The organism is Brevundimonas sp. (assembly GCF_036676055.1).
Lineage (GTDB): Bacteria > Pseudomonadota > Alphaproteobacteria > Caulobacterales > Caulobacteraceae > Brevundimonas.
On sequence record NZ_JAKFDS010000036.1, the window covers coordinates 1 to 24040 of the forward strand.

A 24040-nucleotide genomic window follows, 5' to 3' on the forward strand; every position below is an offset into this window, starting at 1 on the left:
GTGCGCCAGTCGAGCGCCGTGGGCGCGGCGTCCGGCGCGACGCTGTGGCGTTCGAGCACGGCCCGCAGCCGGGCCTCGAAGGCGGTCAGATCGGCCAGAACGCCCCGCAGACTGTCCGGCGCCTCGGGCCAGGCGGACAGGTCGCCGTGACCAAACGCCCACGCCTGGGCTTCCGCCACGGCCTCGGGTGTGAAGCCGAGATGGATCAGCAAGGGAACGTCGTCGCCGCCATCGACCCCGAGCACGTCCTGAAGGAAGCCGGCGTCGAGAACCGGGGCCCGAAAGGCGTCTTCCAGCCGTTCCACCCGGGACAGCGATGTCTCAACCGCCTCGAGCTCGAGGTCGGTCAGGCCGCGGGCGCGCAGAGCGGCGTGATCGATGCCCGGCGCTCCGGCCAGGGTCCGTCGTCCAAGCAGATGTCTTTCCGCGGAATCGACATCGCCCCCCGCGCTCAGGATCGAAGCGGCGACGGAAGGCCGCAGCCTCCTCTGGACCTCGCCATCGCCGGATTCGAACACATCAATCGCGGTCAGCGGCGTCAACCCGAGGCGCAGGCCTGCATCCGCGTCATCGACAAACAGGCTGATGCGCCCGGCGGTGGTCGCCAGGGCCGCGAGGTCCTCGACCAGGGCTTCGGCCTCGTCCAACTCGCCGCCCAGGGCCAGGTCGGCGAGCCCGCCCAAGCCGAGGGATAGAGGCGTCCCTTCGTAGGCGGCGGACCACAGTCCGACCAAAGCCGCGAGGGCCACGCCGAACTGCTCGCCGGCGAGGGCGTGGAGCGCGGTCAGCGAAACCAGCACAGCGGGTTCCGACGAGGCCCCGACGAGGGCGTCGGCCGTCTCCGCGTCGAACGTCAGCAACAGGTCCCCGTCCAATCCGGCCTCTGCGGCCTGGAGGGCGACCGGCGCGCCGGAGGCGATCAGGTCGCGGTCCGCGAGGGCCACCATCGCGGGCAGGCTCGGAACGGGGAGGGGGCTGGCCTCAAATGGTTCTCCGGCCATGGCGCGAACGATATCGGCGTCCGTCGCGCCGGCTCGCCGCGCGGCCGCCCCGGCCCGGGCCAGCGCCGGGTTGCGGGCGGGATCGGCGCAGTCCGCGGCCGGTCCTTCGCAGCGGCTGACCGCATCAGAGACCGCCCGGAGGGAGGCGGCCGCCGCCTCGACGGCGCTTGACGCTAACCGGGCGGCGCGGCGCTGCGCCATTTCCGCCTCGAGGCGCTTTCCGGCGGCCGGGTCGGAGAGGTCAAGCCAGCCCGGAGTGATCGGGCCGGCGGCGGCGGGCGAGGCTACGCCAAGAAGCAGGGTGGCAGCCAGTTCGTCGGCGGCGACGCCTTTCAGGCCCAAGCGGGCGGCGAAGGCGGCGGCCGCCTCGGCAAGCGGATCGTCGCCATCCTGAGGGAGTTCGCGGGCGTCGGCCCAGTCCAGCCAGGCTTCGACCTGGACGTCGGGCCAGCTGTCGGGCGCCCGGACCACGGCGACCTGGTCCGGCCGCTCGATCTCGCGCCGGGTGCGGCGGGCGAGGGCGGCGAGCAGGGCGAAGCGGAACGGGGGGCGCATGCGGCGATCTCGACAGGGCTGGCTCGATGCTAACCGTCCGTCCAGGTTTCGCAATAAATCTGGCGTGTCGGAAACGGGTTACCCCCAAGATGTTGAGGCGAACCGATATCGCGGCGCGCTGGACGGACCGCCTCGGGGTTTCTATGATCGGTCATCGTCGCCAGCCTCCCCGCGCGACTTGAATGAGTGGATTTCCGACGTGCTAGGCAAGATCTTCGGCTGGACCAGCGGCGCGACCCTTGGCACCCTGTTCACCATCGCCAAACGGGGCGAGCTGGTCGGTTCGGACGAGTTCGGAAACCGCTATTACCTGTCCCGCGACACCACCAGCTATGACGGCCGGCGTCGGCGCTGGGTGGTCTACAACGGCTACGCCGACGCGTCGAAAGTGCCGCCGGAATGGCATGGCTGGCTGCACTACACGTTCGACGAGCCCCCGACCGAGCGTCCGTTGCCGCGCCGGGCGTGGGAAAAGGATCATCTGCCCAATCTGACGGGCACGCCGATGGCGTGGCGACCGCAGGGGTCGCTCTCGGCCGAGGGCCGGCGCCCCGCCGCGACCGGCGACTACGAGGCGTGGCGCCCGGAATGAACCGCAAGGGGGCGATTCTGGGAGGCGTGACGGCGTTGGCCCTGCTGACGTCCGGCGTAGTGGTCGCGTCCGCACTGAACGATATGCCGCAGGACGCGCAGCCGGCGCCCAGCCCGACTGCGGATCTGAACCGGCAATCGACCCCGCCGCCCACCCCCGCGCAACCTGTTCCGCAGGAACCGGCGCCTGAGGCCGAACCCGCTCCCGCCCGGCCCATCGCCATCACGCCGCCGGCTCCCGTGATCGTCATCGCCGAGGAGCCCGCGGCTGAGGAGGGCGACGCCAGCGAGCCGGCTGAGAAGGCCGGGACGCCTGTGGAGGCCACGACCGAGCCGGCGCCGCAGCCGGGACGGCGGCAACGGCGGCGGGTTGCGATCATCGAGGCTGTCGACAAGGTCACGGCCGAGAGGATGCGATTCGAGGTCGAGGTCGGCGGCCGGCCCGTGCGCTTCCAGAAGACGCTGATCTTCACCGCGCGCGCCTGCGAGGTGTCGGCGGCGGACGAGCTGGTCGAGGATTCGATCGCCTATCTGGAGATCAGCATCCAGCCCCGCGGGGTTCTGCAGTCGGCGGACCCGCGTCAGGTCTTCCGCGGTTGGATGTTCGCTTCAGCCCCGGCCGTCAACGGGCTGCAGCACCCCATTTACGACGCCTGGGTGGTCGGCTGTAAGGCGTAGGCTACGGCCTCCGCACCGCTCATTGGGTTGGCCAGCGAGGCCTTGTCGGGCCGCAACGGCCGGACGGCTTCCAGCACCTTCAGATAGGCCGCCTGCGGCATTTCCACGGCCCCGAACTGGCCCAGGTGGGCGGTAAGGAATTGGGCGTCCAGCAGCCGCCAGCCGCCACGCCTGAGCCGGGCGACCAGATGGACCAGCGCCACCTTCGAGGCGTCGCGTTCGCGGCTGAACATGCTCTCGCCGAAGAAGGCGCCGCCGAGGGTGACGCCATACAGACCGCCGACGAGGCGTTCGTCGCGCCAGCATTCGACCGAATGGGCGTGGCCGCGGGCGTTGAGCTCGGCGTAGAGCCGGCGGATGGGGCCGTTGATCCAGCTGTCCTCGCGGCCCGGGGCCGGGGCGGCGCAGGCGTCGAGCACGGCGTCGAAGGCCGTATCGATCCGCACGTTGAAGGCGCCGCTTCGGACCGTGCGCTGGAGACGGCCCGGGATGCGGAAACCGTCCAGCGGGATGACGCCGCGCTGGTCGGGTTCGACGAGGAAGACCCGGGGGTCATCGCGGGCCTCGCCCATCGGGAAGACGCCGTTGGCGTAGCAGTTCAGCAGTTCGTCGGGGCCGAAACCGCCGAAGGGACCGCTGGCGCTGAAGCCGGGGTCTTCCACGGTCCCTAGGCGTCGCCCTTCTGGCGTTTGGCCCAGTTCTCCAGCCAGTGGATGTCGTAGTCGCCGGACAGGATGTCGGGCTCCTGCAGCAGCTTCTGGAACAGGGGAATGGTGGTGTCGATGCCGCCGACGACCATCTCGTTCAGGCTGCGCTTGAGGCGGGCGATGCACTCTTCGCGGTCGCGGCCGTGGACGATCAGCTTGCCGATCAGGCTGTCGTAATAGGGCGGGATCGAATAGCCGGCGTAGATGGCGCTATCCAGCCGAACGCCCAGGCCGCCGGGAGCGTGGAAGTCGGTGATCGTGCCGGGCGACGGGGTGAAGGTCTCGGCGTTCTCGGCGTTGATCCGGCACTCGATCGAGTGGCCGGTGAATTTCACATCCGCCTGGCTGAACGACAGCGGCAGGCCCGCGGCGATGCGGATCTGCTCGCGCACCAGATCGACCCCGGTGATCATTTCCGTAACCGGATGCTCGACTTGCAGCCGGGTGTTCATCTCGATGAAGAAGAACTCCCCGTCTTCCCAAAGAAATTCAATGGTGCCGACGCCGAGGTAGCCGATGGCGGCGATGGCCTTGTTGACGGTCTCGCCGATGGCGGTGCGCTCTTTCGCCGACAGGGCGGGCGAGGGGGCTTCTTCCAGCACCTTCTGGTGACGGCGCTGCAGGGAGCAGTCGCGTTCACCGAGGTGGACGACATTGCCATGGCTGTCGGCGATGACCTGAAGCTCGATGTGGCGCGGCTTCTGGAGGTAGCGCTCCATATAGACGGCGCCGTTGCCGAAGGCGGCGAGCGCTTCCGACTGGGCGGTCTGGACGGCCTCGACGAGGTCGTCGGCGGTCAGGGCGACCTTCATGCCTCGCCCGCCGCCGCCGGCGGCGGCTTTCACGATCAGCGGGAAGCCGATGGTCTTCGAGGCCTCGATGGCGGCCTCGACGGTCTCGACCTCGCCGGCCGAGCCGGGGACGCAGGGGATGCCGGCTTCGAGCACGGTCTGTTTGGCGGTGATCTTGTCGCCCATGACCCGGATATGCTCGGGCTTGGGCCCGATGAAGGTCATGCCGTGGGCCTCGACGATCTCGGCGAAGCGGGCGTTCTCGGACAGGAAGCCGTAGCCGGGGTGGATGGCCTGGGCGCCGGTGATCTCCGCGGCGGCGATGATCGAGGGGATGTTCAGGTAGCTCTTGGCCGCGGGAGCCGGGCCGATGCAGACGCTTTCGTCGGCCAGCCGGACCCACATGGCGCCGCGGTCGGCTTCGGAGTGCACGGCGACGGTGGAGATGCCCATCTCCTTGCAGGCGCGGTGAATCCGCAGGGCGATTTCGCCGCGGTTGGCGATGAGGACCTTGGTGAACACGGGATCAGGCCTCGAGCAGGACGAGGGGCTCGCCGAACTCGACCGGCTGCGCGTCGCCGACCAGCACCTCGACGACGACGCCGTCGCGGGGAGCCTGGATCGGGTTCATGGTCTTCATGGCCTCCACGATCAGCAGGGTCTGGCCCTTCTTGACCTTGTCGCCCGGCTGGACGAACGGCGGCGCCTCGGGCGAGGCCTGGAGGTAGGCGGTGCCGACCATCGGCGACTTCACCTCCTCGCCCTGTTTGGAGACGATGGTGGCGGGGTCGGACGGCATGGCGGCCGGGGCGGCGGCCGGCGCGGGCGCGGCGGCCATGTGGTGAGCCGGGGCCGGGGCGTACTGCATCGGCGCGGCCACGGTGACCTCGCGGGCGACGCGGATCTTCAGATCGCCGCGCTCGACCTCGATCTCGGTCAGGTCGGTGTCGTTCAGGATGTCGGCGAGGCCGCGCACCAGGGCGGTGTCGATCTCGTCATTCTTGAGCTTGGGCGCGGACGTCTTGGGATCGGCCATGGGAGCCTCTTGTTACCTTCTAAACCGAACGGTCGGCGGCGGCGCCGTGTTCCTGCGCCAGCCGGAGAGCGGCCTTGACGGCCAGTTCGTAGCTGAATGGGCCGAAGCCCGAAACGACGCCGGCGGCGACCGGCGAAACATAGGAGCGGTGGCGGAAACGTTCGCGCGCCGCGGGATTGGACAGGTGGCATTCGACGATCGGGATCGTCAGGGTCTTCAGGGCGTCCAGCAGGGCCACTGAGGTGTGGCCGTAGCCGGCGGGGTTGAGGACCAGGGCGGAAGCCTTTTCGCGGGCTTCCTGGACCCAGTCGATCAGTTCGCCCTCGTGGTTGGTCTGGCGGAAGACCACGGTCGCGCCGTCGGCGGCCGCCTCGCACAGGGCCCGCACGTCCTCGAGGGTCTCACGCCCATAGATGTCGGGCTCGCGCACCCCAAGCAGGTTGAGGTTCGGGCCGTTCAGGACGTAGAGGACGGGGGTTTCGGGCATTCGCTCGAGGTTATGACATCCGGCCGCGCGGAATCGGAGCGGCCTTTTAGCTGAGGCGGGGCGGTAATCAAACCATCCGCCGGAGAGAGTGACGTAGCGTCATGCGCATTCAGGTCAATGGCGAACTCCGGGAGGTTGCGGCGGCCACGATTCTGGCTCTGGTCGAGGAACTGGGGCTGGACGTGAGGAAGGTGGCGGTGGAGCGCAATCTGGAGATCGTGCCGCGGTCGCTGCATGCGACGACGGCGCTGGCCGAGGGGGACCGGGTCGAACTGGTGCAGTTCGTCGGCGGGGGCTAAGACGCCGCCATGACCACGCCCACAGACACCTGGACCGTCGCCGGACGGACCTTCAACAGCCGGCTGATCGTCGGCACCGGCAAATACGCCGACTACGCCCAGAACGCGGCGGCGGCCGAGGCGGCGGGGGCGGAGATCGTCACCGTGGCGCTGCGGCGGGTGAACCTTTCGGACCCGAGCCAGCCGATGCTGGTCGATTACGTCAAGCCGGACCGTTTCACCTTCCTGCCCAATACGGCGGGCTGTTTCACCGGCGAGGACGCGGTGCGGACGCTGCGGCTGGCGCGCGAGGCCGGAGGCTGGAACCTGGTCAAGCTGGAGGTGCTGTCGGACACGGCGCACCTGTATCCGGATATGGTCGAGACGCTGAGAGCGCTGGACCTGCTGGTCAAGGACGGCTTCGACGTGATGGTCTATTGCACCGACGACGTCGTGATGGCGAAGCGGCTGGAAGATGCCGGAGCGGCGGCCATCATGCCGGCGGCGGCGCCGATCGGTTCAGGGCTCGGAATCCAGAACCGGGTCAACATCCGGCTGATCGTCGAACAGGCCGGGGTGCCGGTGCTGGTTGACGCGGGCGTGGGCACCGCATCGGATGCAACCATCGCCATGGAGCTGGGCTGTGACGCGGTGCTGATGAACACGGCCATCGCCGGGGCCAGGGACCCGATCCTCATGGCCAGCGCGATGAAGCATGCGGTGATCGCCGGGCGCGAGGCCTATCTGGCCGGGCGGATGGCGAAGCGGATGTACGCCAGCGCCAGTTCGCCGATGGCGGGACTGATCTAGGGCGGGTTTCCCCCGGGTAAAACCGAAAACACCGTCCGAATCGTCCGAACAGTCCAAACCGTGCGGTCAGGCCGGGGCGCCTGTCGCGGCGCGGCGGGGTTCGGTTGTCAAAGACCAGCGATCGGACGATCGACCGGCGATTATACGGCCGCCGCTTTCTGCGGCGGGTTCATGACGCTGACGACGAGGTCATTCACAGGAAAAACAAAGAGTTGAGCTTCTGAAATGCGATGGCTGGGCCCGGATTTGCAGCGCAACAGGGCCGGGCGTTATATCCTGGCGTCAACGGAGATCGACTATGCCGACCCTCAGCCGCCGTCTTCTGATTGGCTCCGCCGCCGGCCTTGCGATGACAGGGACCGCCCGCGCGCAGACGCGGGGGAGCCGGGCGCTGGCGGTGTACAAGTCGCCGACCTGCGGCTGCTGCGACGGCTGGGTGAGGCACATGCGGCAGGCGGGGTTCACGGTCGCCGTGCATGTGGTGGACGATCCGGGGACGGTCCGCCGGGCGCGGGGGCTGCCCGACACGCTGGCGTCCTGCCACACCGGGGTGATCGGCGGCTATGCGATCGAGGGCCATGTGCCGGCGGCCGATGTCGTGCGTCTGCTGGCGGAACGGCCGGCGGCGGTCGGGCTGGCCGTTCCGGGCATGCCGATGGGATCGCCGGGGATGGAGGCGCCGGACGGGCGCAAGGCGCCGTTCGATACGCTGCTGGTGCTGAGGTCCGGGCAGACGCGGGTGTTTGCGCGGCATAATCGCACCGCCTGATCCGGTCTCGACCGGTTTTCCTCCCTTTCGTCATCCTCCGGCGCTCCGCAGGAGCGGCCGGGGGACCCAGCGGCGCGCGAGAGCGCGAACCTGTCGCGAACAGCCTGCCTGAACAGATCGCCTTCGGCGCCGCTGGGTCCTCCGGTCTCGCTACGCTCGCCGGAGGATGACGAAAGCGAGGGATGCGCGGGTTGGCGGAATCCGCGGCGGGGGTTAGAGCAGGCGCTCCCCGAACCGAGACCGACCATGCACGACATCCGCGCCATCCGTGACAATCCCGCCGCCTTCGTCAGCGGGTGGTCGTCGCGCGGGGTCGAGGACGCGCAGGGCATCGTCGACAAGGCGCTGGAGCTGGACCGCCAGCTGCGGGCGGCGCAGACGGCCGGGCAGGAGGCGCTGGCGAAGCGCAACGCGGCGTCGAAGCTGATCGGCGCGGCGATGGCGAAGAAGGACATGGCCGGGGCCGAACGGCTGAAGGGCGAGGTCGAGAGCCTGAAGGGCGAGATCGCGGCGCAGGAAGCGATGGAAGCCGAGGCCGGCAAGGAACTGCGCGACCTGCTGGCGGCGCAGAAGAACCTGGCGGCGGACGACGTGCCGGACGGCGAGGACGAGGCGGGCAATGTCGAGGTCTCGCGCTGGGGCGAGCCGCGCGCGGGCGGGCCTTCGAAGGATCACGCCGACCTGGGCGAGGCGCTCGGGCTGCTGGACTTCGAGGCGGCGGCGAGGATGTCGGGTGCGCGGTTCGCGGTGCTGAAGGGCGGGCTGGCGCGGCTGGAGCGGGCCATCGGCCAGTTCATGCTGGACGTGCAGACGGCCGAGCACGGCTATCTGGAGGTCAATCCGCCGTATCTGGTGCGCGACGAGGCGATGTTCGGGACGGGGCAGCTGCCGAAGTTCGAGGAGGATCTGTTCCGGGTCGGCGAACACCTGCTCATCCCCACCGCCGAAGTCTCCCTGACCAATCTCGTGCGCGAGCAGATCCTGCCCGAGGAGCAGCTGGCCGAGCCGATGCGGCTGACGGCCCTGACGCCCTGTTTCCGGGCCGAGGCGGGGTCGGCCGGGCGGGATACGCGGGGGCTGATCAGGCAGCACCAGTTCCACAAGGTCGAGCTGGTCTCGATCACCCGGCCGGAGGACTCCGAGGCTGAGCACGAGCGGATGGTGCGCTGCGCCGAGGTGGTGCTGGAGAAGCTGGGGCTGCCCTATCGCCGGATGCTGCTGTGCAAGGGCGACATGGGCTTTTCGGCGCGGAAGACCTTCGATCTGGAGGTGTGGCTGCCGTCGCAGGGGACCTATCGCGAGATCAGCTCCTGCTCCAACTGCGGGGACTTCCAGGCCCGGCGGATGGACGCGCGCTTCAAGCGGGCGGGGGAGAAGAAGACCGAGTTCGTGCACACGCTGAACGGCTCGGGTCTGGCGGTCGGGCGGACGCTGGTGGCGATCATGGAGAACTACCAGGACGAGGACGGGCGGATCGCGGTGCCGGAGGCGTTGCGTCGGTATATGCCTGAGGGTGTGACGCACATCGAAGCGATCCGATGAGAATCCTCCTCACCAATGACGACGGCATCGAGGCGGAAGGTCTTGAATGCCTTGAGCGGATCGCGCGGACGCTGTCGGACGATATCTGGGTTTGCGCGCCGCAGGTCGAGCAGTCGGGCAAGGGGCGGGGGATCACCCTGACCGAGCCGTTGCGGGTCAATACGCTGGGCCCGAAGCGGTTCGCCGTGACCGGGACGCCGACCGACTGCGTGGTGCTGGCGGTCAACGACCTGATGCCCGAGCGGCCCGATCTGGTGCTGTCGGGGGTCAATCGGGGGCATAACGTCGGCGAGGACTGTTCCTATTCGGGAACGGTGGCGGGGGCGCTGCAGGGCATGGCCTTCGGCATCCGCTCGATCGCCCTGAGCCAGTCGCTGGAGCGGTTCCATGACGATGTGACAGCCCACTGGGAAACGTCCGAGGCCTATGCCCCGGCGATCATCAGCCGCCTGCTGGTCCAGCCGTGGCAGAACGGGGTGGTGATGAACCTGAACTTCCCCAACCGCCCGCCTGATGCCGTCACCGAGATCGAGGTGACGCGGCAGGGCTTCCGCGATCTCGGCGAGATGCACGCGGTCAAGCGCACCGATCTGAGGGGGCGGGACTATTACTGGATGAGCTTCCGCGGGACGAAGCAGGAGCATCCGGACGGCACCGACCTGCGGGCCATGGACGAGGGCAAGATCTCGGTCACGCCGCTGCATATCGACCTGACGCACATGCCGAGCGTGCGCGACCTGAAGGGCTTCCTCGGCGGGGCGCCGCCGAAGACGATGGCGGCGGAATGAAACTCAACGACGATCGCGCGGGACGGCTGATCCTCGGTCTGCGCCAGCAGGGGGTGACCGATCCCCGGGTGCTGGCGGCGATGGAGTCGATCGACCGCGCTGTCTTCGTGCACGAGAAATTCCTCGACCAGGCGTGGGAGGACCAGGCCCTGCCGATCGACTGCGCCCAGACGATTTCCCAGCCCTATATCGTCGGCCTGATGACCCAGGCGCTGGACGTGCAGCCGCGCCACCGGGTGCTGGAGATCGGCACGGGCAGCGGCTACCAGGCGGCGGTGCTGAGCCGGCTGGCGCGCTATGTCTATTCGGTGGAGCGGTACCGCAGCCTGCTGACCGAGGCCGAGCGGCGGCTGAAGGAACTGAAGATCGACAACGTCATCACCCGCCACGGCGACGGCGGTCTGGGCTGGCCGGAGCAGGCGCCGTTCGACCGGATCATGGTCACGGCGGCGTCTCCCGGCGAGCCGACGGAACTGCTGCATCAGTTGAAGCCGGGCGGGATTCTGGTGTGCCCGGTGGGGCGTAGCTCGGTGCAGCGGCTGCATCGCTACGTCAGCCTCGAGGACGGCTCGTTCCGGCGCGAGAGCCTGGCCGAGGTGCGGTTCGTGCCCCTGGTCGAGGGGACGGCCAAGGAAGGCTGATCGGGCGTGGGACGGGGCGCGACAACGCCTCGTTAACCTTCGCGCCCAACTTTGGCGCGGTTTGGCGGGTCTGGTCCGGCAGGCGGATTCGAGCTTGAGGAGCGGGCGTATGATCGGGATCAGGGCGGGGCTGAAGGCGCTGGCGGTGATGGGGGCGATGAGCCTCGTGGCGGCCTGCGCGAGCTATCCGGCCGAGCCCCGCTATTCGATCCACGCCGAGCCGGCGCCGGCCCGGGCGCCGGTCTATCCGGCGACGGCGGCCGCCCCCGCCCCGAGCGGCGAGGGCGTGCGCGGAGCCACCAATCCCGCCTGGGAAGCGCCGCCGCCGTCGACCGCGCCGGTCGGGGAGATCGAGGGCGGGGCGCTGGACACGCCCGCCGGCCCGCGTCCCTACCAGCCCGCCGCCGGGCCGGCCGAGGAGGGCTTCTCCGCCCCGCCGCCCGCCTCCGCGGCGCCCGTCGCGGCCGGAGCGGCCTATGAGATCCAGCCGGGAGACACCATTTCCGGCATCGGGCGGCGTTTCCAGACCCCGGTGCAGACGCTGATCGACCTGAACGGCCTCGGCCCGCGGGCGGACGTGTCGCCGGGCCAGCGCATCATCCTGCCGGCCACGGCGGTCGACATCGGCGGCGATCCATACGCCACCGGTCCGTCGCCGAGCGGGGTCTATGTGCCCGACGAAGGCACGCCGCCGCCGCCGCCCCCGCCGCCGCCCTCGGGCAATGTCGCCAGCCCGCCGCCCCCGCCGGCCGATGCCGCGGCCGCGACCGGGGTGGCGCTGGACTGGCCGGTGCGGGGCGACATCCTGCGCCGCTTCGGGCCGGTCGGCATGGGCGAGCGCAACAACGGCATCAACATCGGCGCCGCGCAGGGGACCGAGGTGCGGGCCTCGGCCTGGGGGACGGTCGGCTACGTCGGCGACGACCTGGCGGGGCAGGGGCTGACGGTGCTGATCGTGCACCGCGACGGCTGGCGCTCGGTCTATGGCCACCTGGGTTCGGCGACGGTGCGCGACGGCGACGACGTGCAGGCGGGGCAGGCGATCGGGACGGTCGGGACCACCGCCGGGGACGGGCGGCCCTCGATCCATTTCGAGACCTGGCGCATGCGCGCCGACGAGCCCACGGCGGTCGATCCGCTGAGCGTGTTGCCGCGCTGACGCAAGCGACGGTTTACGGTCAGGCTCCGCGTTGCAATGTGAAGCGGCGCGCCCTAGGTTCCGCGCCTCATTTTCAAGGGGCGCGGCGCGCGGCCCGGCATGCAGAGACTCATAGATGACTGCCACTGACGGCGGCCTGATGGCCATGTTGATCCAGTTCGCACCGATCATCGCGATCGGCGTGATGGGCTATTTCCTGCTGGTCCGCCCGCAGATGAAACAGGCCAAGGCGCACCGCGAGATGATTGCGGCGCTGAAGCGCAACGACACGGTGGTGCTGTCGAACGGCATGGTGGGCAAGGTCACCCGCGTCGAGAACGACGAGGCCATGGTCGAGATCGCCCAGGGCGTGAACGTCCGGGTCGTCAAGGCGATGATCACCCAGGTGCGCGACCGCACCGGCGTCGCCGCCAACGACACCAAACAAATCTCCAAGGCCTGATCTCGGCGCTCTGAAAGGTCGGGGAAGCCCGCATGATCCATCTGTCGCGCTGGAAGGTCATCCTTCTCGCCCTGTCGTTCGTGTTCGGGGTGCTGTTCAGCTATCCGAACCTGCTCTCCGCCGAGCAGAAGGCGGCCTTGCCCGGGTGGTTGCCCAAGAGCGGGGTCAACCTCGGCCTCGACCTGCAAGGCGGGTCCTATCTGCTGCTGGAAGTCGACGTGCCGGCGATGCGGGCCAAGCGGCTGACCAACCTCGGCGAGGACGCCCGGACGGTGCTGGGCGAGGCCGGGGTCGATATCTCCGGCATCGTTCAGGACGGCGCCGGGGTGACGGTGACCCTGGCCGATCCGGCGACGACGGACCAGGCGGTGGAGGCGATGCGCGCCCTCGCCGTCGGCGGTCCCACCGGCGTGGCGGACCGGATCGTGCAGCGCCAGGGCGAGGGCCGAATCCGCTACGCCTTCACCCAGCAGGCGATGGATTCGATGGCCTCCGACGCGGTGAGCCAGTCGATCGAGGTGGTGCGCCGCCGGATCGACAGCCTCGGCACGCGCGAACCCTCGATCACCCGCCAGGGCGCCGACCGCATCGTGATCCAGGCCCCGGGCGAGAGCGATCCCGCCGCGCTGGAACGGATCATCGGCAAGACGGCGCAGCTGACCTTCCAGATGGTCGATGTCGAGAATTCGGTCGAGGAGGCCCTGGCCGGCTTCCCGCCGCCGGACGCCGAGATCATCCCTGACCAGTTCGGCACCCCCTATCTGGTCAAGAAGCGCATCCTGGTGTCGGGCGAGAACCTGACCAAGGCCGAGGTCACCACCGACCAGAACCGCCAGACCGCCATCGGCTTCCGCTTCGACGGCGCGGGCGCACGCCGCTTCGGCGAGGCCACGGCGGCCAATATCGGCAAGCCGTTCGCCATCATCCTCGACGGGGTGGTCATCTCGGCCCCGAACATCCGCAGCGCCATCACCGGCGGTTCGGGCGTCATCGAAGGCAGCTTCACCATCGAGGAAGCCTCGGAAATGGTGAACCTGCTGAACGGCGGGGCCCTGCCGGCGCCGTTGAAGGTCGAGGAGCGCCGCACGGTGACCGCCGAACTGGGCGCCGACGCCGTGGCCGCGGGCGCCCTGTCGACCGCCATCGGGGCGGTGATCATCGTCGCCTTCATGCTGCTGTCCTACGGCTTCCTGTTCGGCGGCATCTCGGTCATCGGCCTGGTTCTGAACGGCCTGCTGATCATCGCCGCCATGTCGATGACCGGCGCAGCCCTGACCCTGCCCGGCATCGCCGGTCTGGTGCTGACCTTCGCCGTGGCCGTCGACGCGAACGTGCTGATCTATGAGCGGATGCGCGACGAGGCGCGGGCCGGACGGTCGGTCATCGCCTCGCTGGACGCCGGCTTCAACAAGGCCATGGGCACCATCGTCGACGCCAACCTGACGACGCTGGTGGCGGCCCTGATCATGTTCCTGTTCGGCGCCGGGCCGGTGCGCGGCTTCGCCTGGACGCTGACCATCGGCGTCTTCACCTCGATGCTGTCGGCCGTGCTGGTCGCTCAGGTCGCTCTGGCGTGGTGGCTGAAGGTCGCCAAGCCCAAAAAACTGCCGATCGCGGAGTGATGGCGATGCGTGGATGGCCCCTCATCAAACTTCTGCCGGTCAAGACGAACCTGCGTTTCGTCGCCTTCGCCAAATACGCAGCGGGGTTGTCGGCCGTGCTGCTGATCGCTTCGGTGGTCGGCCTGTTCTATCCTGGCCTGAACATGGGCATCGACTTCCGCGGCGGCGCCTCGATGGAGGTGTCCAAGCCGGCCGGACAGGTCGTGCCGCTGGACGAACTGCGCGGGGCGGTGCGTGACCTCGGCCTCGGCGATGTCGGGGTGCAGGGCATCGCGCGGCGCGGCACCGACGTAAACGACGGCTCGACCGCCATCGTCCGCTTCCAGATCCCGGAAGGCCGCGACCAGACCGCGGTCGTCCAGCAGGTCGAAACGGCCATCACCAGCGCGGTCGGCGAGGTCACCTACTCCGGCGTTTCCGTCGTCGGCTCCAAGGTGTCCGGCGAACTGTTCACCTCCGGCATGCTGGCGCTCGGCATGGCCGTGGTGCTGATGTTCGCCTACATCTGGTTCCGGTTCGAGCCGCAGTTCGGTTTCGGCGCGATCGCCGGCCTGATGCACGACGTGATCCTGGTGTTCGGCCTGATCGTGCTGATGCGGCTGGAATTCAGCCTCAACATGGTCGCCGCGATCCTGACCGTCATCGGCTATTCGATGAACGACACCGTGGTCGTGTTCGACCGCCTGCGGGAGAACCTGCGCAAGTACAAGACCATGCCGCTGCGCGAGGTGATCGACCTGTCCATCAACGAGACCCTGTCGAGGACCGTCATCACCGGGATCACGGCGATCATGGTGCTGGCGGCCCTGGCCTATTTCGGCGGCGAAGCCCTGTTCGGCTTCTCGATCGCCCTGATGGCCGGCATCATCATCGGCACCTATTCGTCGATCTACGTCGGCGCGCCGATCATCCTGCTGTGGGGTGTGAAGCGCGGCGGCCCGACCGACGAAGCGAGCCCGATCAAGCTGGGGATGGCCTCGCGTCCGTAGGACGCGGGGAGTACCCACAAACTCTTTCGGTTTTTGTCGGGGAAGCGCGGCGCTATGGTCGCGCTTCAACGATTCTCGCGGCCGGTGTCGCCGCGTGTCTCTCGAAACGCTCTGGGAGGGGCGAACCATGGGCAATCTGCTTTCGAACTTCCGCACCACCGTCCTGCTGAGCCTCGTGCTGGCGGGGGTGATGATCTACGCCTTCGGCAGCATCGCGCCGGGCGGCTTCGACCTGATCTTCTGGCAGGCGGTGTTCCGCTGGACCCACGTCGTCGCCGGCATCCTGTGGATCGGCCTGCTGTGGTATTTCAACTTCGTCCAGATCCGGGTCATGCCGTCGATCCCGGCTGAGCTGAAGCCGGCGATCGGCAAGCATATCGCCCCGGAAGCCCTGTTCTGGTTCCGCTGGTCGGCGCTGGCCACCGTGGTCGCCGGTCTCGCCCTGGCGTTCAGCCGCGGCCATGCCTACGCTGTCGAGGTGCTGAGCTTCGGACTGGTCGGCGGCCTGACCGAGGATCAGAAGGGCTACACCCTGCTGGGCATCGGCGTCTGGCTCGCGATCGTCATGTTCCTCAATGTCTGGGGTGTGATCTGGCCGAACCAGAAGCGGGCCCTGGGCATCGTCGTGGTCGATGACGCGGCCAAGGCCAAGGCCGCGCGGGTGGCCATGCTGGGCAGCCGCACCAATATGCTGCTGTCGCTGCCGATGCTGACCGCGATGGCGATGTACCAGACGCTGTTTGGCTGATTCCGCCGCATCCCTGGACCAGCAGGTCCGCGCGGCCGACCCCGACCGCTGGCTGTCGAGCCGGTTCGTGGCGGACGCGCGGATGCGGGCCGACCTGATCGCCCTGTATGCCTTCGAGGCCGAACTGCTGGCCATCCCGACCCGGGTGACCCAGCCGCTGCTGGCCGAGATGCGCTACGTCTGGTGGCGCGAGCAACTGGACGGGGTGTTCGCCGGCGTGGGGCGCAAGGGTCATCCGGTGCTGGAAGCCCTGACCGAGATGGTCGGGCGGCATCGGCTGGACCGTGCGCCGTTCGACGCCCTGATCGAAGCCCACATCGGCCGGGTCCATGGCGAGCCGCACGACCTCGACGCCTTCTATGGCGGTCCGATGCGGACCGCCGTGCAAATGCTGGCCGGGCCGGGGCATGAGGCCGCGATCGCGGCGGCGGGGCGGCTCTGGGGTCTGATCCAGACCGGGCGGTTCGACGAGGCGCGGGCGGCGCGGGCCGAGGCCAGGGCGGGTCTCAAGGCCTTGCCCGTGGCCGCCTTTCCCGCCGTCGCCCACGCGACCCTGACGCATCCCGCGGAGAGCGAGGCGGTGAAGCGTCTGCGTCTGGTCTGGGCTTCGATGACCGGGCGTATCTGAGCCGGGCCTTTGCGATCCGGGCGGCGCGGGCCATATGGGCGCCATGGCGAGACTGGGCGAGCGGAGCGGACGACGGGGCGATTCAGTGGCGAAGGCGGCGCAGGGCGCCCCTCCGGCCGACCCCCCGAAGGGCCCGCCGACCGGTCGGGCGCTGCTTGACCTGATGCGTCTGGTGCGGCGCTCCAACGCCCCGCAGCTGCATACGAGGCTGGTCCTCGCCATCGGCATGACGCTGGCCGGCAAGGCGCTGGGCGTTCTGGCGCCTCTGGTTCTGGGCGCGGCGGTGAACCGTCTGGCGGCGGGGCAGGGGACAGGGGTCGCCCTGGCCTGGAGTTTCGGGGCGTTCGCGGTCGGCTGGGCCTTCGTGCGCCTGCTGTCGGCGATCGCGCCCAACGCCTCGGACGTGGTGTTCGCCCCGGTGCGGTCGGCGGCCCAGCGGACCGCGGCGACCGAGACCTTCGCCCACGCCCTGAGCCTGTCGCTGGACTTCCATCAGACCAAGCGGTCCGGCTCGCTGTCACGGACCATGGACCGGGGCGCGCGGGCGGTCGATTTCCTAATGCGCATCCTCGCCTTCAACCTGATACCGACCGGGGTCGAGCTGGTGCTGGCGGCGGGGGTGCTGGCGGGGGCCTATGACTGGCGCTTCGGGGCCGTGGCGGTGGCCGTGGTGGCCGTCTATGCCGTCGCCACCTTCGCCCTGTCGAACTGGCGGATCGAGCATCGGCGCGAGATGAACGCCGCCGACACCCAGGCGGCGGGGGTCTCGGTCGACGCCCTGCTCAACTACGAGACGGTCAAGTCGTTCGGCGCCGAGGCGCGGGCGGCGCGCAGCTATGACGAGGCTCTGGGCGACTACACCCGGGCCGCGTTGAAGGCGAACAGCTCGCTGGCCCTGCTGAACGTCATCCAGGCGGTGATCATGAACGTCGGCCTCGGGGTCATGGCGGTGATGGCGGGGTTCGAGGCGGCCGCGGGACGGATGGGGCCGGGCGACGTCACGGCCGCCGTTCTGATCATGATCTCCCTCTATGCGCCGCTGAACATTCTGGGGTTCGCCTATCGGGAAATCCGTCAGTCCTTCATCGACATGGAAGAGATGCTGAAGGTGACGCGTCAGACGCCGCAGGTGGCCGATGCGCCGGACGCCCGGCCTTTGCCGCGCCCGGCCGACGCGCGCGGCGCGGCCCTCGCCTTCGAGGATGTGGGCTTCCGTCACGACGCCCGGGCCAGCGGGCTGGAGGGCGTCAGCTTCATCGCGTCGCCGGGGACCACGACGGCCCTGGTCGGGCCTTCGGGGTCGGGCAAGTCGACGATCGTCAAACTGGCCCTGCGCCTGCTCGACCCACAGGAGGGCCGGGTGCTGATCGATGGGATCGATGTGCGGCAGGCGACGCAGGAGTCGCTGCGCGCGGCGGTGGCGCTGGTGCCGCAGGACGTGGCCCTGTTCAACGACACCCTGCGCGCCAACATCGGCTTCGCCCGGCCCGGCTCGGACGAGGCGGCGATCTGGGCGGCGGCGGACGCGGCCGAACTGGACGACTTCATCCGCGCCCTGCCGCAGGGCCTGGACACCGTGGTCGGCGAGCGCGGGCTGAAGCTGTCAGGCGGTGAGCGCCAGCGGGTCGGCATCGCCCGGGCGCTGCTCGCCGATCCGTGCATCCTGATCCTCGACGAGGCCACCAGCGCCCTGGACAGCCGCACCGAGGCGGCGATCCAGAAGACCCTGCGGCGCGCGCGGACGGGTCGCACGACCCTGGTGGTGGCGCACCGGCTGTCGACCATCGCCGACGCCGACCAGATCCTGGTGCTGAAGGCCGGCCGAATCGTCGAGCGGGGCGCGCACCATGAACTGGTGGCGCGTCAGGGCGGGGAATATGCGGCGCTGTGGCGCAAGCAGACCCGTGGGGCGAGGACCGAGCGTCAGCCCGTCTGACCGAGTTTCTTCGCCACCATCCGTGAAAGATGGGCCGTCACCTCGGCGCGTTCGGCGACCGCGTCGGGGGGCAGGGCGTTCAGCAGGCGCAGCGACTTGATGTGCACCTCGAGAATGCGCCAGTCGAAGGCCGCCTCGCCCGACACCCGGTCGACCACGTCGCACAGGCTGATGGCGACCGCGCAGATCTCCTCGAGATTGAAGGGCGCGGCGGCGTCGATGACATGGTTGGCCGAGCGATAGATCTGCTGGAGCGTGCGGATTCTCGCTTCAGGATCGGCGGGCTGTTCGATCGCCGCCAGCGCGTCGACGTGGCGGGTGACTTCTTCCAGCCCGCGGTCGCGCAGGGCGGCGATGTTGGCCCGGGCCCGGGTCAGGGCGACGCCGACGCTGATCCCGCCGGCGCTGTCGATCATGGTCGCGAGGCGCGACTTGCGCCGGGCGTGGGTGATGACGGTCATTGCGCCGCCGCCCGCGCGGCCGCCTTCTCGGCCTCGAACTGCGCGCGCCGGATGACGTCGCTGCGGCGCTCCTCGCCGGGCGGCTCGGTCTCGCGGAAGCGGCGGTCCGGGCCGAAATACTCGCCAACCTCAAGGAAGGGGCGGCCGTCCCGCGCCACCCAGACGATCCGCTCCAGCAGGCTGGAGGCGCTGAATGGCTTGGTGACGACGAAATTGGCCCCGCAGTCGCGGGCCTTGGCGACCATGGAACGTCGGATGTGGCCGGCGGTCATGATCACCGGGACGAAGGCGTTGGGCGGGCCGGATCGCCGCAGCCAGTGCACGAGGTCGAACCCGTCCATGCCGGGCATGTCGCAGTCGACCACCAGCAGGTCGATCTCGACCTCCCGCAGCACTTCGATGGCGTCGGCCGCGCTGCGCATCGAATAGCGGGTCTTGATGCCGAAGCCGAGCAGGGCGCTGGATGTGAGTTCCGCGGCGAAGGCGGAATCATCCACCACCATGGTGACGGCGCCGGTCAGGTTGATGATCGCGCTCTCGCGCAGCGTCTCGCCGACTTGTCCCATGCGCTTCACTCCAGCCGGGGGCGCCCCTGCAACCCAGCATGGAGACAGCGTTGCCAGACAACCGTGGCTGAAGGGTTAACGGAAACTCAGCCGACCCGGCCGATGGCGTAGAAGCGGTCGGCCCGGGCCTTGCGGATCTGCTCGGGGGAGAGGGCGGACAGGGCGGCCAGCTCCTCGGCCAGGGCGTCGCCGACAGCGGCGATGGCGGCCGCCGGATCGGCGTGGGCGCCGCCGACCGGTTCGGGAATGATCCGGTCGACGATTTTAAGCTCGACCAGGTCGGGGGCGGTGATCTTCATGGCCATGGCGGCGTCGCGGGCGCGGGCTCCGTCGCGCCACAGGATGCCGGCGGCGCCCTCGGGCGAGATCACCGAATAGATCGAGTGCTCCAGCATCAGCACCCGGCCGGCGGCGGCGATGGCGATGGCCCCGCCCGAACCGCCCTCGCCGGTGACGGTGGCGATGGAGGGCACGCCGAGGGTCAGGCAGCGTTCGGTCGAGCGCGCGATGGCCTCGGCCTGGCCACGCTCCTCGGCGCCGAGGCCGGGATAGGCGCCGGCGGTGTCGACGAACGTCAGCACCGGCAGGCCGTACTGCTCGGCGAGGTCCATCAGGCGGACGGCCTTGCGGTAGCCCTCGGGCCGGGCCATGCCGAAATTGTGGGTCAGGCGGGTCTGGGTGTCGTGGCCCTTCTCGTGGCCCATGACCACCACGGGCGCGCCCCGGAAGCGGGCCAGGCCGCCGAGAATGGCCTGGTCGTCGCCGAACTGGCGGTCACCCTTCAGCTCGACGAAGTCGGTGAACAGGCCCTCGACATAGTCGACGAAATGGGGGCGCTGCGGGTGGCGGGCGACCTGGGTCTTCATCCACGGGTCGAGCGCGGCGTAGGTCTTGCGGCGCAGCTGTTCGGCCTTCTTGCGCAGGCCCTCGACCTCGGCGTCGAACGAGCCGGAGGTCGAGGAGAGCAGATTCAGCTCCTCGATCTTGGCCTCAAGGTCGGCGATCGGCTTCTCGAACTCGAGGTAGTGGGTGGCCATCAGGCGTCCGGAACAGGCGCGCGTCTTTGCGCAACGGAAGGCGGCGGAACCTAGTGGGGTCAACGCCGGGGAGCAAGCGGGGTTCAGTCGTCTCGGGCGAGCGGATGTTTGCCGCGCACCACTTCGGCGAGGCGGTCGACGGCGACGTGGGTGTAGATCTGGGTGGTGGCGATGTCGGCGTGGCCGAGCAGGGTCTGGACCACGCGCAGGTCGGCCCCGCCCTCCAGCAGATGGGTGGCGAAGGCGTGGCGCAGGACGTGGGGGCTGACCCGGGCCGGGTCTATGCCGGCGTCGATGGCCGCCTGGTCGAGCAACTGGGCGAAGCGGCGGGGGGTCAGGTGGCCCTTGGCCGAGGACGAGGGGAACAGCCACGGGCTGTCGGGGGCCTTTTCCGGGCGGGCGGCGTCGCGGGCGACGAGCCAGAGCTTCACGGCTTCGCGGGCGGTCGCGTTGAGGGGGGCGAGCCGTTCCTTGCCGCCCTTGCCGCGCACGATCAGGAAAGCCGGGTCGCGACGGACGGCCTCGACTCGCAGGCCGAGCAGCTCCGAGACACGCAGGCCCGAGGCGTAGGCCAGTTCGACGAGGGCGACGAGGCGCAGGCCGGCGGCCCCGTCGCGCGCCGAGGCGGCGGCGAGCAGGCGTTCGACCTCGTCGCGACTGAGGGTTTTCGGCAGGCTGCGGCCCTGTTTCGGCGCGTCGAGCCGGCGGGAAGGATCGTCGGTCCGCCAGCCCTCGCCGAGGGCGAAGCGGTAGAACTGACGCACGGCCGAGCGGCGGCGGGCCTGGGTGGCGGGCGACAGGCCGCGCGCGCCGAGGCCGGCGTACCAGGCCTCGAGCCCGGCCTCGTCCGCCTTCATCAGCCCGCCGGGGAGGGCGGCCTCGGCGTCCGCGAGATCGCGGCCATAGGCGGACAGTGTGTGAGGCGAGGCGTCGCGCTCCACCGCCATCATCTCCAGGAAGGCCTCGACCTGCGGCGTGGTCATGCGCGGGACCGCTTTGCGTCGGCGGCGCCTGGTGTAAAGGGTGGTCGGGTCATGTCGCCTTGCCTGCCGCCGTCCGTCCCGTCGCCGCCGCGCCGCCTCCCGCGAGGCCGGCTGTGATGGAGGCTGCGACGAGCGCCGGGCCGATTCCGGTCCGGAGCCGCACCATAGCCCTGGTCGGGCTGATGGGGGTGGGGAAATCGACGGTCGGACGGCGGCTGGCGAAGCGGCTGGGCCTGCCGTTCGCGGACGGCGACATCGAGATCGAGTCGGCCGCCGCCATGACGGTGTCGGACATCTTCGCCGAACTGGGCGAGTCCGAGTTCCGGGCCGGCGAGGCGCGCGTCATGAAGCGGTTGCTGGAGGGACCGCGGATGGTGCTGGCCACGGGCGGCGGGGCCATCCTCAATCCGGAGACGCGGGACCTGCTGAGGGATCGCGCGGTGACGGTGTGGATGCGGGCGGATCTTGAGACCGTGGCGCAGCGGGTGCAGCGGCGCGACACCCGACCCCTGCTGCGCGGGCGCGACCCGCTGACGGCGCTGACGGCGATGGCGGAGGTGCGCTACCCGGTCTACGCCACCGCCGACCTGACCGTCGATGTGACGGGCGGCGCTCACGCCCAGGCGGTGGAGGCGATCGTCGAGGCGCTCGAGGCCCATTTCGCCGCCCACGAGCCGGAGGTGAGAGCGTGACCACGACCGTGCCTGTCTCTGGCGGCGATTTCCGGCCCTATGAGGTGGTCGTGGGGCGCGGCCTGCTGGCGGAGCTGGGCCCGCGGGTGGCGCCGCTGGCGCGGGGCCGCACCGTGGTCATCACCGACGAGACGGTGGCCAGCCTGCACGGCAAGGCGGCGCTGGCGTCGCTGAAGGCGGCGGGCGCGCCCGGCCGTCTTCTGACCGTCCCGCCGGGCGAGGGCTCCAAATCGTTCGCGGAACTGGAGCGGGTGATCGACCGGCTGCTGGCGTTCAAGCTGGACCGGACGGACGTGGTGGTGGCGCTGGGCGGCGGGGTGGTCGGCGACCTCGCCGGGCTGGCGGCGGCCCTGTACATGCGCGGCATCGATTTCGTGCAGGTCCCGACGACCCTGCTGGCCCAGGTGGACTCATCGGTGGGCGGCAAGACGGCGATCGACACGCCGCGCGGCAAGAATCTGGTCGGAGCCTTCCATCAGCCGCGGCTGGTGCTGGCCGACGTCGACCTGCTGGCGACCCTGCCGGAGCGGCAACTGCGCTCGGGCTGGGCCGAGGTGCTGAAGCATGGACTGATCTGCGACGCCGCGTTCTTCGACTGGCTGGCGGGCGAGGGGGCGTCGGGGGCGGCAGGCGATCCGGCGGCGCTGGAGCGGGCCGTGGTGCGCTCGGTCGAGATCAAGGCCGCCGTCGTCGGGGAGGACGAGAAGGAGGCCGGGCGGCGCGCCCTGCTCAATCTCGGCCACACCTTCGGCCACGCGATCGAGGCGGAACTCGGGTTCGACGAGACCAAGCTCACGCACGGCGAAGCCGTCGCCCTCGGCTGCGCCCTGGCCTTCCGGTTTTCGGCCGCCATGGGCCTGTGCCCGGCGGTCGAGGCCGGGCGGGTCGAGGCCGTGCTCGCGGCGGCCGGCCTGCCGACCCGCTTGAAGGAGGCAGGGGACGTCCGTGGGGCGGCGCTGCTGAAGCGGATGGCGGGCGACAAGAAGGCCGAGGGCGGCCGGTTGACGCTGATCCTGGCTCGCGGCGTGGGGCAGGCGTTTGTGGACAAGGACGTCGACGCCGCCGCCGTCGCATCGTTTCTCGCATCCGAGGGAGTCGGATGAAGCTTCAACCCATGATCCTGCGCACTGAGCCGCTGGCGAACCGGTTCGTCCGCCTCGAACCCTTCGAACCGGGGCTGGAGGCGGAGGTGCGGGCGGCCCTGGACTGCGATCCCGACGCCTGGGACATCATGGTCGGCGCCGCCTATGGCGAGCATTTCGACGGCTGGTGGCGGTCGGCGCTGGCGGCCATGGGCGAGGGGACCCGGATCGCCTATGCCGTCCGGCGGCTGTCCGACGGCGCCGTCGTCGGCACGACCAGCCTGTACGAGATCAAGCCCGCCTATCGACGTTGCGAGATCGGCTCCACCTTCTATCGGCCCGAGGTGCGGGGCGGTGCGGTCAATCCGGCGGCGAAACGGCTGTTGCTGGCGCACGCCTTCGACGCGGGTGCTGTCAGGGTCGAGATCATCACCGACGCGATCAACCCGGGAAGCCAGGCGGCGATCCGCAAGCTCGGGGCGCGGGACGAGGGGGTCCTGCGCAAGCACAAGATCACCTGGAAGGGCCGCGTTCGCGACACGGCCCAGTTCGCAATCCTCGACGAGGACTGGCCGGAGGTCAGGGCGCGGCTGGATGCGCGCCTCGCCGCCTTCTAGTCGATCGCGCGGCAGTCGGTCGGTTCGCGGCCGTCGCCGGTCCAGCGAGCCATCACGCCCTCGCCGCGCAGTTCGTAGCCCGAGGCGCGATACCAAAGGCCCGTCGTGGCCCGCTCCTGAAACAGGTCGACAGCCTCGCCGTTCGAGTTGCGGACCGTGGCCATGGACCGCGGATTGTCGAAATCGACCGTGAGGCGCTCGCCGTTGTTGCACAGGTAGGTGGTGCGAATGACGCGGTTCAGCGTGCGTTGCTGAACCTCGGCTCCGGTGCGGCGCTGGGCCGTCTGGGCGTTTTCGGCCCGCTCGCGCACGGCCTCTCCGTCGGTCGGTCCCTCTGCGGGATCCGGCCCGCCGCAGCCGGTCAGGAGAAGTGTGGTGGCGGCGGCGAGGAGCGTCAGGCGCAT

At 69.9% G+C, this 24040-nt stretch carries 27 protein-coding genes and 1 pseudogene; 18 read left to right on the forward strand and 10 right to left on the reverse strand.

Annotation, left to right across the window (positions count from 1 at the left end):
* Window positions 1-1556 (reverse strand): annotated as a pseudogene (locus V6M45_RS06280) (TSCPD domain-containing protein); the annotation flags it as partial.
* Between the two features lie 199 nt (window positions 1557-1755).
* On the opposite strand from V6M45_RS06280, the gene V6M45_RS06285 reads away from it, so the two are divergent.
* A complete protein-coding gene (locus tag V6M45_RS06285; RefSeq protein WP_332654786.1) occupies window positions 1756-2148 on the forward strand; it encodes an NADH:ubiquinone oxidoreductase subunit NDUFA12 in 393 nt (130 codons plus the stop codon).
* Window positions 2145-2825 carry a DUF2155 domain-containing protein gene (locus V6M45_RS06290; RefSeq protein ID WP_332654787.1) on the forward strand — a complete coding sequence of 227 codons (681 nt, stop codon included), beginning with the start codon at window positions 2145-2147 and terminating at the stop codon, window positions 2823-2825. Before V6M45_RS06285 ends, V6M45_RS06290 begins: the two co-directional genes overlap by 4 nt.
* On the opposite strand, the gene aat is transcribed toward V6M45_RS06290, so the two are convergent.
* The 4 genes from aat to aroQ form a co-directional block, all read right to left on the reverse strand.
* The gene (gene aat / locus V6M45_RS06295) at window positions 2792-3397 is read right to left on the reverse strand and encodes a leucyl/phenylalanyl-tRNA--protein transferase (RefSeq protein ID WP_442880552.1); all 606 of its coding nucleotides are present in this window, start codon (window positions 3395-3397) and stop codon (window positions 2792-2794) included. The genes V6M45_RS06290 and aat overlap by 34 nt on opposite strands.
* Window positions 3398-3492: 95 nt before the next feature.
* Window positions 3493-4845, reverse strand: coding sequence for an acetyl-CoA carboxylase biotin carboxylase subunit (gene accC / locus V6M45_RS06300; RefSeq protein WP_332654789.1), 1353 nt, complete (start codon window positions 4843-4845; stop codon window positions 3493-3495).
* A gap of 4 nt (window positions 4846-4849) precedes the next feature.
* On the reverse strand, window positions 4850-5359 hold the full coding sequence (accB, locus tag V6M45_RS06305) for an acetyl-CoA carboxylase biotin carboxyl carrier protein (RefSeq protein ID WP_332654790.1): 510 nt from the start codon (window positions 5357-5359) through the stop codon (window positions 4850-4852).
* A gap of 19 nt (window positions 5360-5378) precedes the next feature.
* Window positions 5379-5846, reverse strand: a complete 468-nt coding sequence (gene aroQ / locus V6M45_RS06310; protein ID WP_332654791.1) for a type II 3-dehydroquinate dehydratase — start codon at window positions 5844-5846, stop codon at window positions 5379-5381.
* Window positions 5847-5947: 101 nt separating this feature from the next.
* Between aroQ and thiS the strand changes: the two genes are divergently transcribed.
* The 13 genes from thiS (at window position 5948) to V6M45_RS06375 (ending at window position 18198) form a co-directional block, all read left to right on the forward strand.
* On the forward strand, window positions 5948-6145 hold the full coding sequence (gene thiS / locus V6M45_RS06315) for a sulfur carrier protein ThiS (RefSeq protein WP_332654793.1): 198 nt from the start codon (window positions 5948-5950) through the stop codon (window positions 6143-6145).
* Window positions 6146-6154: 9 nt separating this feature from the next.
* The gene (locus V6M45_RS06320) at window positions 6155-6934 is read left to right on the forward strand and encodes a thiazole synthase (protein WP_332654794.1); all 780 of its coding nucleotides are present in this window, start codon (window positions 6155-6157) and stop codon (window positions 6932-6934) included.
* Between the two features lie 298 nt (window positions 6935-7232).
* The gene (locus V6M45_RS06325) at window positions 7233-7703 is read left to right on the forward strand and encodes a DUF411 domain-containing protein (protein WP_332654795.1); all 471 of its coding nucleotides are present in this window, start codon (window positions 7233-7235) and stop codon (window positions 7701-7703) included.
* Between the two features lie 246 nt (window positions 7704-7949).
* Entirely contained in the window at window positions 7950-9245 is a 1296-nt protein-coding gene (gene serS / locus V6M45_RS06330) for a serine--tRNA ligase (protein ID WP_332654796.1), read from the forward strand.
* The gene (gene surE / locus V6M45_RS06335) at window positions 9242-10033 is read left to right on the forward strand and encodes a 5'/3'-nucleotidase SurE (protein ID WP_332654797.1); all 792 of its coding nucleotides are present in this window, start codon (window positions 9242-9244) and stop codon (window positions 10031-10033) included. The genes serS and surE overlap by 4 nt, the downstream gene beginning before the upstream one ends.
* Entirely contained in the window at window positions 10030-10674 is a 645-nt protein-coding gene (locus V6M45_RS06340; protein WP_332654798.1) for a protein-L-isoaspartate(D-aspartate) O-methyltransferase, read from the forward strand. Before surE ends, V6M45_RS06340 begins: the two co-directional genes overlap by 4 nt.
* 109 nt (window positions 10675-10783) lie before the next feature.
* A complete protein-coding gene (locus tag V6M45_RS06345) occupies window positions 10784-11833 on the forward strand; it encodes a peptidoglycan DD-metalloendopeptidase family protein (protein WP_332654799.1) in 1050 nt (349 codons plus the stop codon).
* Between the two features lie 115 nt (window positions 11834-11948).
* A complete protein-coding gene (yajC, locus tag V6M45_RS06350) occupies window positions 11949-12275 on the forward strand; it encodes a preprotein translocase subunit YajC (protein ID WP_332654800.1) in 327 nt (108 codons plus the stop codon).
* Window positions 12276-12307: 32 nt separating this feature from the next.
* Window positions 12308-13897 carry a protein translocase subunit SecD gene (gene secD / locus V6M45_RS06355; RefSeq protein ID WP_332654801.1) on the forward strand — a complete coding sequence of 530 codons (1590 nt, stop codon included), beginning with the start codon at window positions 12308-12310 and terminating at the stop codon, window positions 13895-13897.
* The gene (gene secF, locus V6M45_RS06360) at window positions 13897-14886 is read left to right on the forward strand and encodes a protein translocase subunit SecF (RefSeq protein ID WP_332654802.1); all 990 of its coding nucleotides are present in this window, start codon (window positions 13897-13899) and stop codon (window positions 14884-14886) included. Before secD ends, secF begins: the two co-directional genes overlap by 1 nt.
* A 127-nt stretch (window positions 14887-15013) precedes the next feature.
* The gene (locus V6M45_RS06365) at window positions 15014-15634 is read left to right on the forward strand and encodes a hypothetical protein (protein ID WP_332654803.1); all 621 of its coding nucleotides are present in this window, start codon (window positions 15014-15016) and stop codon (window positions 15632-15634) included.
* Window positions 15627-16262 (forward strand): squalene/phytoene synthase family protein, encoded by a 636-nt coding sequence (locus V6M45_RS06370; protein WP_332654804.1) that lies wholly within the window; start codon window positions 15627-15629, stop codon window positions 16260-16262. The genes V6M45_RS06365 and V6M45_RS06370 overlap by 8 nt, the downstream gene beginning before the upstream one ends.
* A 43-nt stretch (window positions 16263-16305) precedes the next feature.
* Window positions 16306-18198 (forward strand): ABCB family ABC transporter ATP-binding protein/permease, encoded by a 1893-nt coding sequence (locus tag V6M45_RS06375; RefSeq protein WP_442880551.1) that lies wholly within the window; start codon window positions 16306-16308, stop codon window positions 18196-18198.
* Here the strand turns inward: V6M45_RS06375 and V6M45_RS06380 are convergent.
* The 4 genes from V6M45_RS06380 to V6M45_RS06395 form a co-directional block, all read right to left on the reverse strand.
* Window positions 18186-18659, reverse strand: a complete 474-nt coding sequence (locus V6M45_RS06380) for a chemotaxis protein CheE (protein ID WP_332654805.1) — start codon at window positions 18657-18659, stop codon at window positions 18186-18188. The genes V6M45_RS06375 and V6M45_RS06380 overlap by 13 nt on opposite strands.
* Complete coding sequence (locus V6M45_RS06385) at window positions 18656-19225, reverse strand: response regulator (RefSeq protein WP_332654806.1); 570 nt, start codon at window positions 19223-19225, stop codon at window positions 18656-18658. The genes V6M45_RS06380 and V6M45_RS06385 overlap by 4 nt, the downstream gene beginning before the upstream one ends.
* 86 nt (window positions 19226-19311) lie before the next feature.
* A complete protein-coding gene (locus V6M45_RS06390; protein ID WP_332654807.1) occupies window positions 19312-20262 on the reverse strand; it encodes an acetyl-CoA carboxylase carboxyltransferase subunit alpha in 951 nt (316 codons plus the stop codon).
* A gap of 83 nt (window positions 20263-20345) precedes the next feature.
* Window positions 20346-21245 carry a site-specific tyrosine recombinase XerD gene (locus V6M45_RS06395; RefSeq protein WP_332654808.1) on the reverse strand — a complete coding sequence of 300 codons (900 nt, stop codon included), beginning with the start codon at window positions 21243-21245 and terminating at the stop codon, window positions 20346-20348.
* A gap of 116 nt (window positions 21246-21361) precedes the next feature.
* Here V6M45_RS06395 and V6M45_RS06400 point away from each other — a divergent pair, with 116 nt between their 5' ends.
* The 3 genes from V6M45_RS06400 to V6M45_RS06410 are packed head-to-tail and all read left to right on the forward strand — an operon-like array spanning window position 21362 to window position 23636.
* Window positions 21362-21937, forward strand: coding sequence for a shikimate kinase (locus V6M45_RS06400; protein WP_332654809.1), 576 nt, complete (start codon window positions 21362-21364; stop codon window positions 21935-21937).
* The gene (gene aroB / locus V6M45_RS06405) at window positions 21934-23040 is read left to right on the forward strand and encodes a 3-dehydroquinate synthase (protein WP_332654810.1); all 1107 of its coding nucleotides are present in this window, start codon (window positions 21934-21936) and stop codon (window positions 23038-23040) included. The genes V6M45_RS06400 and aroB overlap by 4 nt, the downstream gene beginning before the upstream one ends.
* Window positions 23041-23051: 11 nt before the next feature.
* On the forward strand, window positions 23052-23636 hold the full coding sequence (locus V6M45_RS06410; protein ID WP_332654811.1) for a GNAT family N-acetyltransferase: 585 nt from the start codon (window positions 23052-23054) through the stop codon (window positions 23634-23636).
* On the opposite strand, the gene V6M45_RS06415 is transcribed toward V6M45_RS06410, so the two are convergent.
* On the reverse strand, window positions 23633-24040 hold the full coding sequence (locus V6M45_RS06415) for an MliC family protein (RefSeq protein WP_332654812.1): 408 nt from the start codon (window positions 24038-24040) through the stop codon (window positions 23633-23635). The two genes, V6M45_RS06410 and V6M45_RS06415, sit on opposite strands and share 4 nt — an antisense overlap.

Coding starts and splice junctions, on each gene's coding strand:
- V6M45_RS06290 (WP_332654787.1), top strand. CDS start 2,145: ATGAACCGCAAGGGGGCGATTCTGGGAGGCGTGACGGCGTTGGCCCTG.
- aat (WP_442880552.1), bottom strand. CDS start 3,397: ATGGGCGAGGCCCGCGATGACCCCCGGGTCTTCCTCGTCGAACCCGAC.
- accB (WP_332654790.1), bottom strand. CDS start 5,359: ATGGCCGATCCCAAGACGTCCGCGCCCAAGCTCAAGAATGACGAGATC.
- aroQ (WP_332654791.1), bottom strand. CDS start 5,846: ATGCCCGAAACCCCCGTCCTCTACGTCCTGAACGGCCCGAACCTCAAC.
- thiS (WP_332654793.1), top strand. CDS start 5,948: ATGCGCATTCAGGTCAATGGCGAACTCCGGGAGGTTGCGGCGGCCACG.
- V6M45_RS06320 (WP_332654794.1), top strand. CDS start 6,155: ATGACCACGCCCACAGACACCTGGACCGTCGCCGGACGGACCTTCAAC.
- V6M45_RS06325 (WP_332654795.1), top strand. CDS start 7,233: ATGCCGACCCTCAGCCGCCGTCTTCTGATTGGCTCCGCCGCCGGCCTT.
- serS (WP_332654796.1), top strand. CDS start 7,950: ATGCACGACATCCGCGCCATCCGTGACAATCCCGCCGCCTTCGTCAGC.
- surE (WP_332654797.1), top strand. CDS start 9,242: ATGAGAATCCTCCTCACCAATGACGACGGCATCGAGGCGGAAGGTCTT.
- V6M45_RS06340 (WP_332654798.1), top strand. CDS start 10,030: ATGAAACTCAACGACGATCGCGCGGGACGGCTGATCCTCGGTCTGCGC.
- V6M45_RS06345 (WP_332654799.1), top strand. CDS start 10,784: ATGATCGGGATCAGGGCGGGGCTGAAGGCGCTGGCGGTGATGGGGGCG.
- yajC (WP_332654800.1), top strand. CDS start 11,949: ATGACTGCCACTGACGGCGGCCTGATGGCCATGTTGATCCAGTTCGCA.
- secD (WP_332654801.1), top strand. CDS start 12,308: ATGATCCATCTGTCGCGCTGGAAGGTCATCCTTCTCGCCCTGTCGTTC.
- secF (WP_332654802.1), top strand. CDS start 13,897: ATGGCGATGCGTGGATGGCCCCTCATCAAACTTCTGCCGGTCAAGACG.
- V6M45_RS06365 (WP_332654803.1), top strand. CDS start 15,014: ATGGGCAATCTGCTTTCGAACTTCCGCACCACCGTCCTGCTGAGCCTC.
- V6M45_RS06375 (WP_442880551.1), top strand. CDS start 16,306: ATGGCGAGACTGGGCGAGCGGAGCGGACGACGGGGCGATTCAGTGGCG.
- V6M45_RS06380 (WP_332654805.1), bottom strand. CDS start 18,659: ATGACCGTCATCACCCACGCCCGGCGCAAGTCGCGCCTCGCGACCATG.
- V6M45_RS06385 (WP_332654806.1), bottom strand. CDS start 19,225: ATGGGACAAGTCGGCGAGACGCTGCGCGAGAGCGCGATCATCAACCTG.
- V6M45_RS06390 (WP_332654807.1), bottom strand. CDS start 20,262: ATGGCCACCCACTACCTCGAGTTCGAGAAGCCGATCGCCGACCTTGAG.
- V6M45_RS06395 (WP_332654808.1), bottom strand. CDS start 21,245: ATGACCACGCCGCAGGTCGAGGCCTTCCTGGAGATGATGGCGGTGGAG.
- V6M45_RS06400 (WP_332654809.1), top strand. CDS start 21,362: ATGGAGGCTGCGACGAGCGCCGGGCCGATTCCGGTCCGGAGCCGCACC.
- V6M45_RS06410 (WP_332654811.1), top strand. CDS start 23,052: ATGATCCTGCGCACTGAGCCGCTGGCGAACCGGTTCGTCCGCCTCGAA.
- V6M45_RS06415 (WP_332654812.1), bottom strand. CDS start 24,040: ATGCGCCTGACGCTCCTCGCCGCCGCCACCACACTTCTCCTGACCGGC.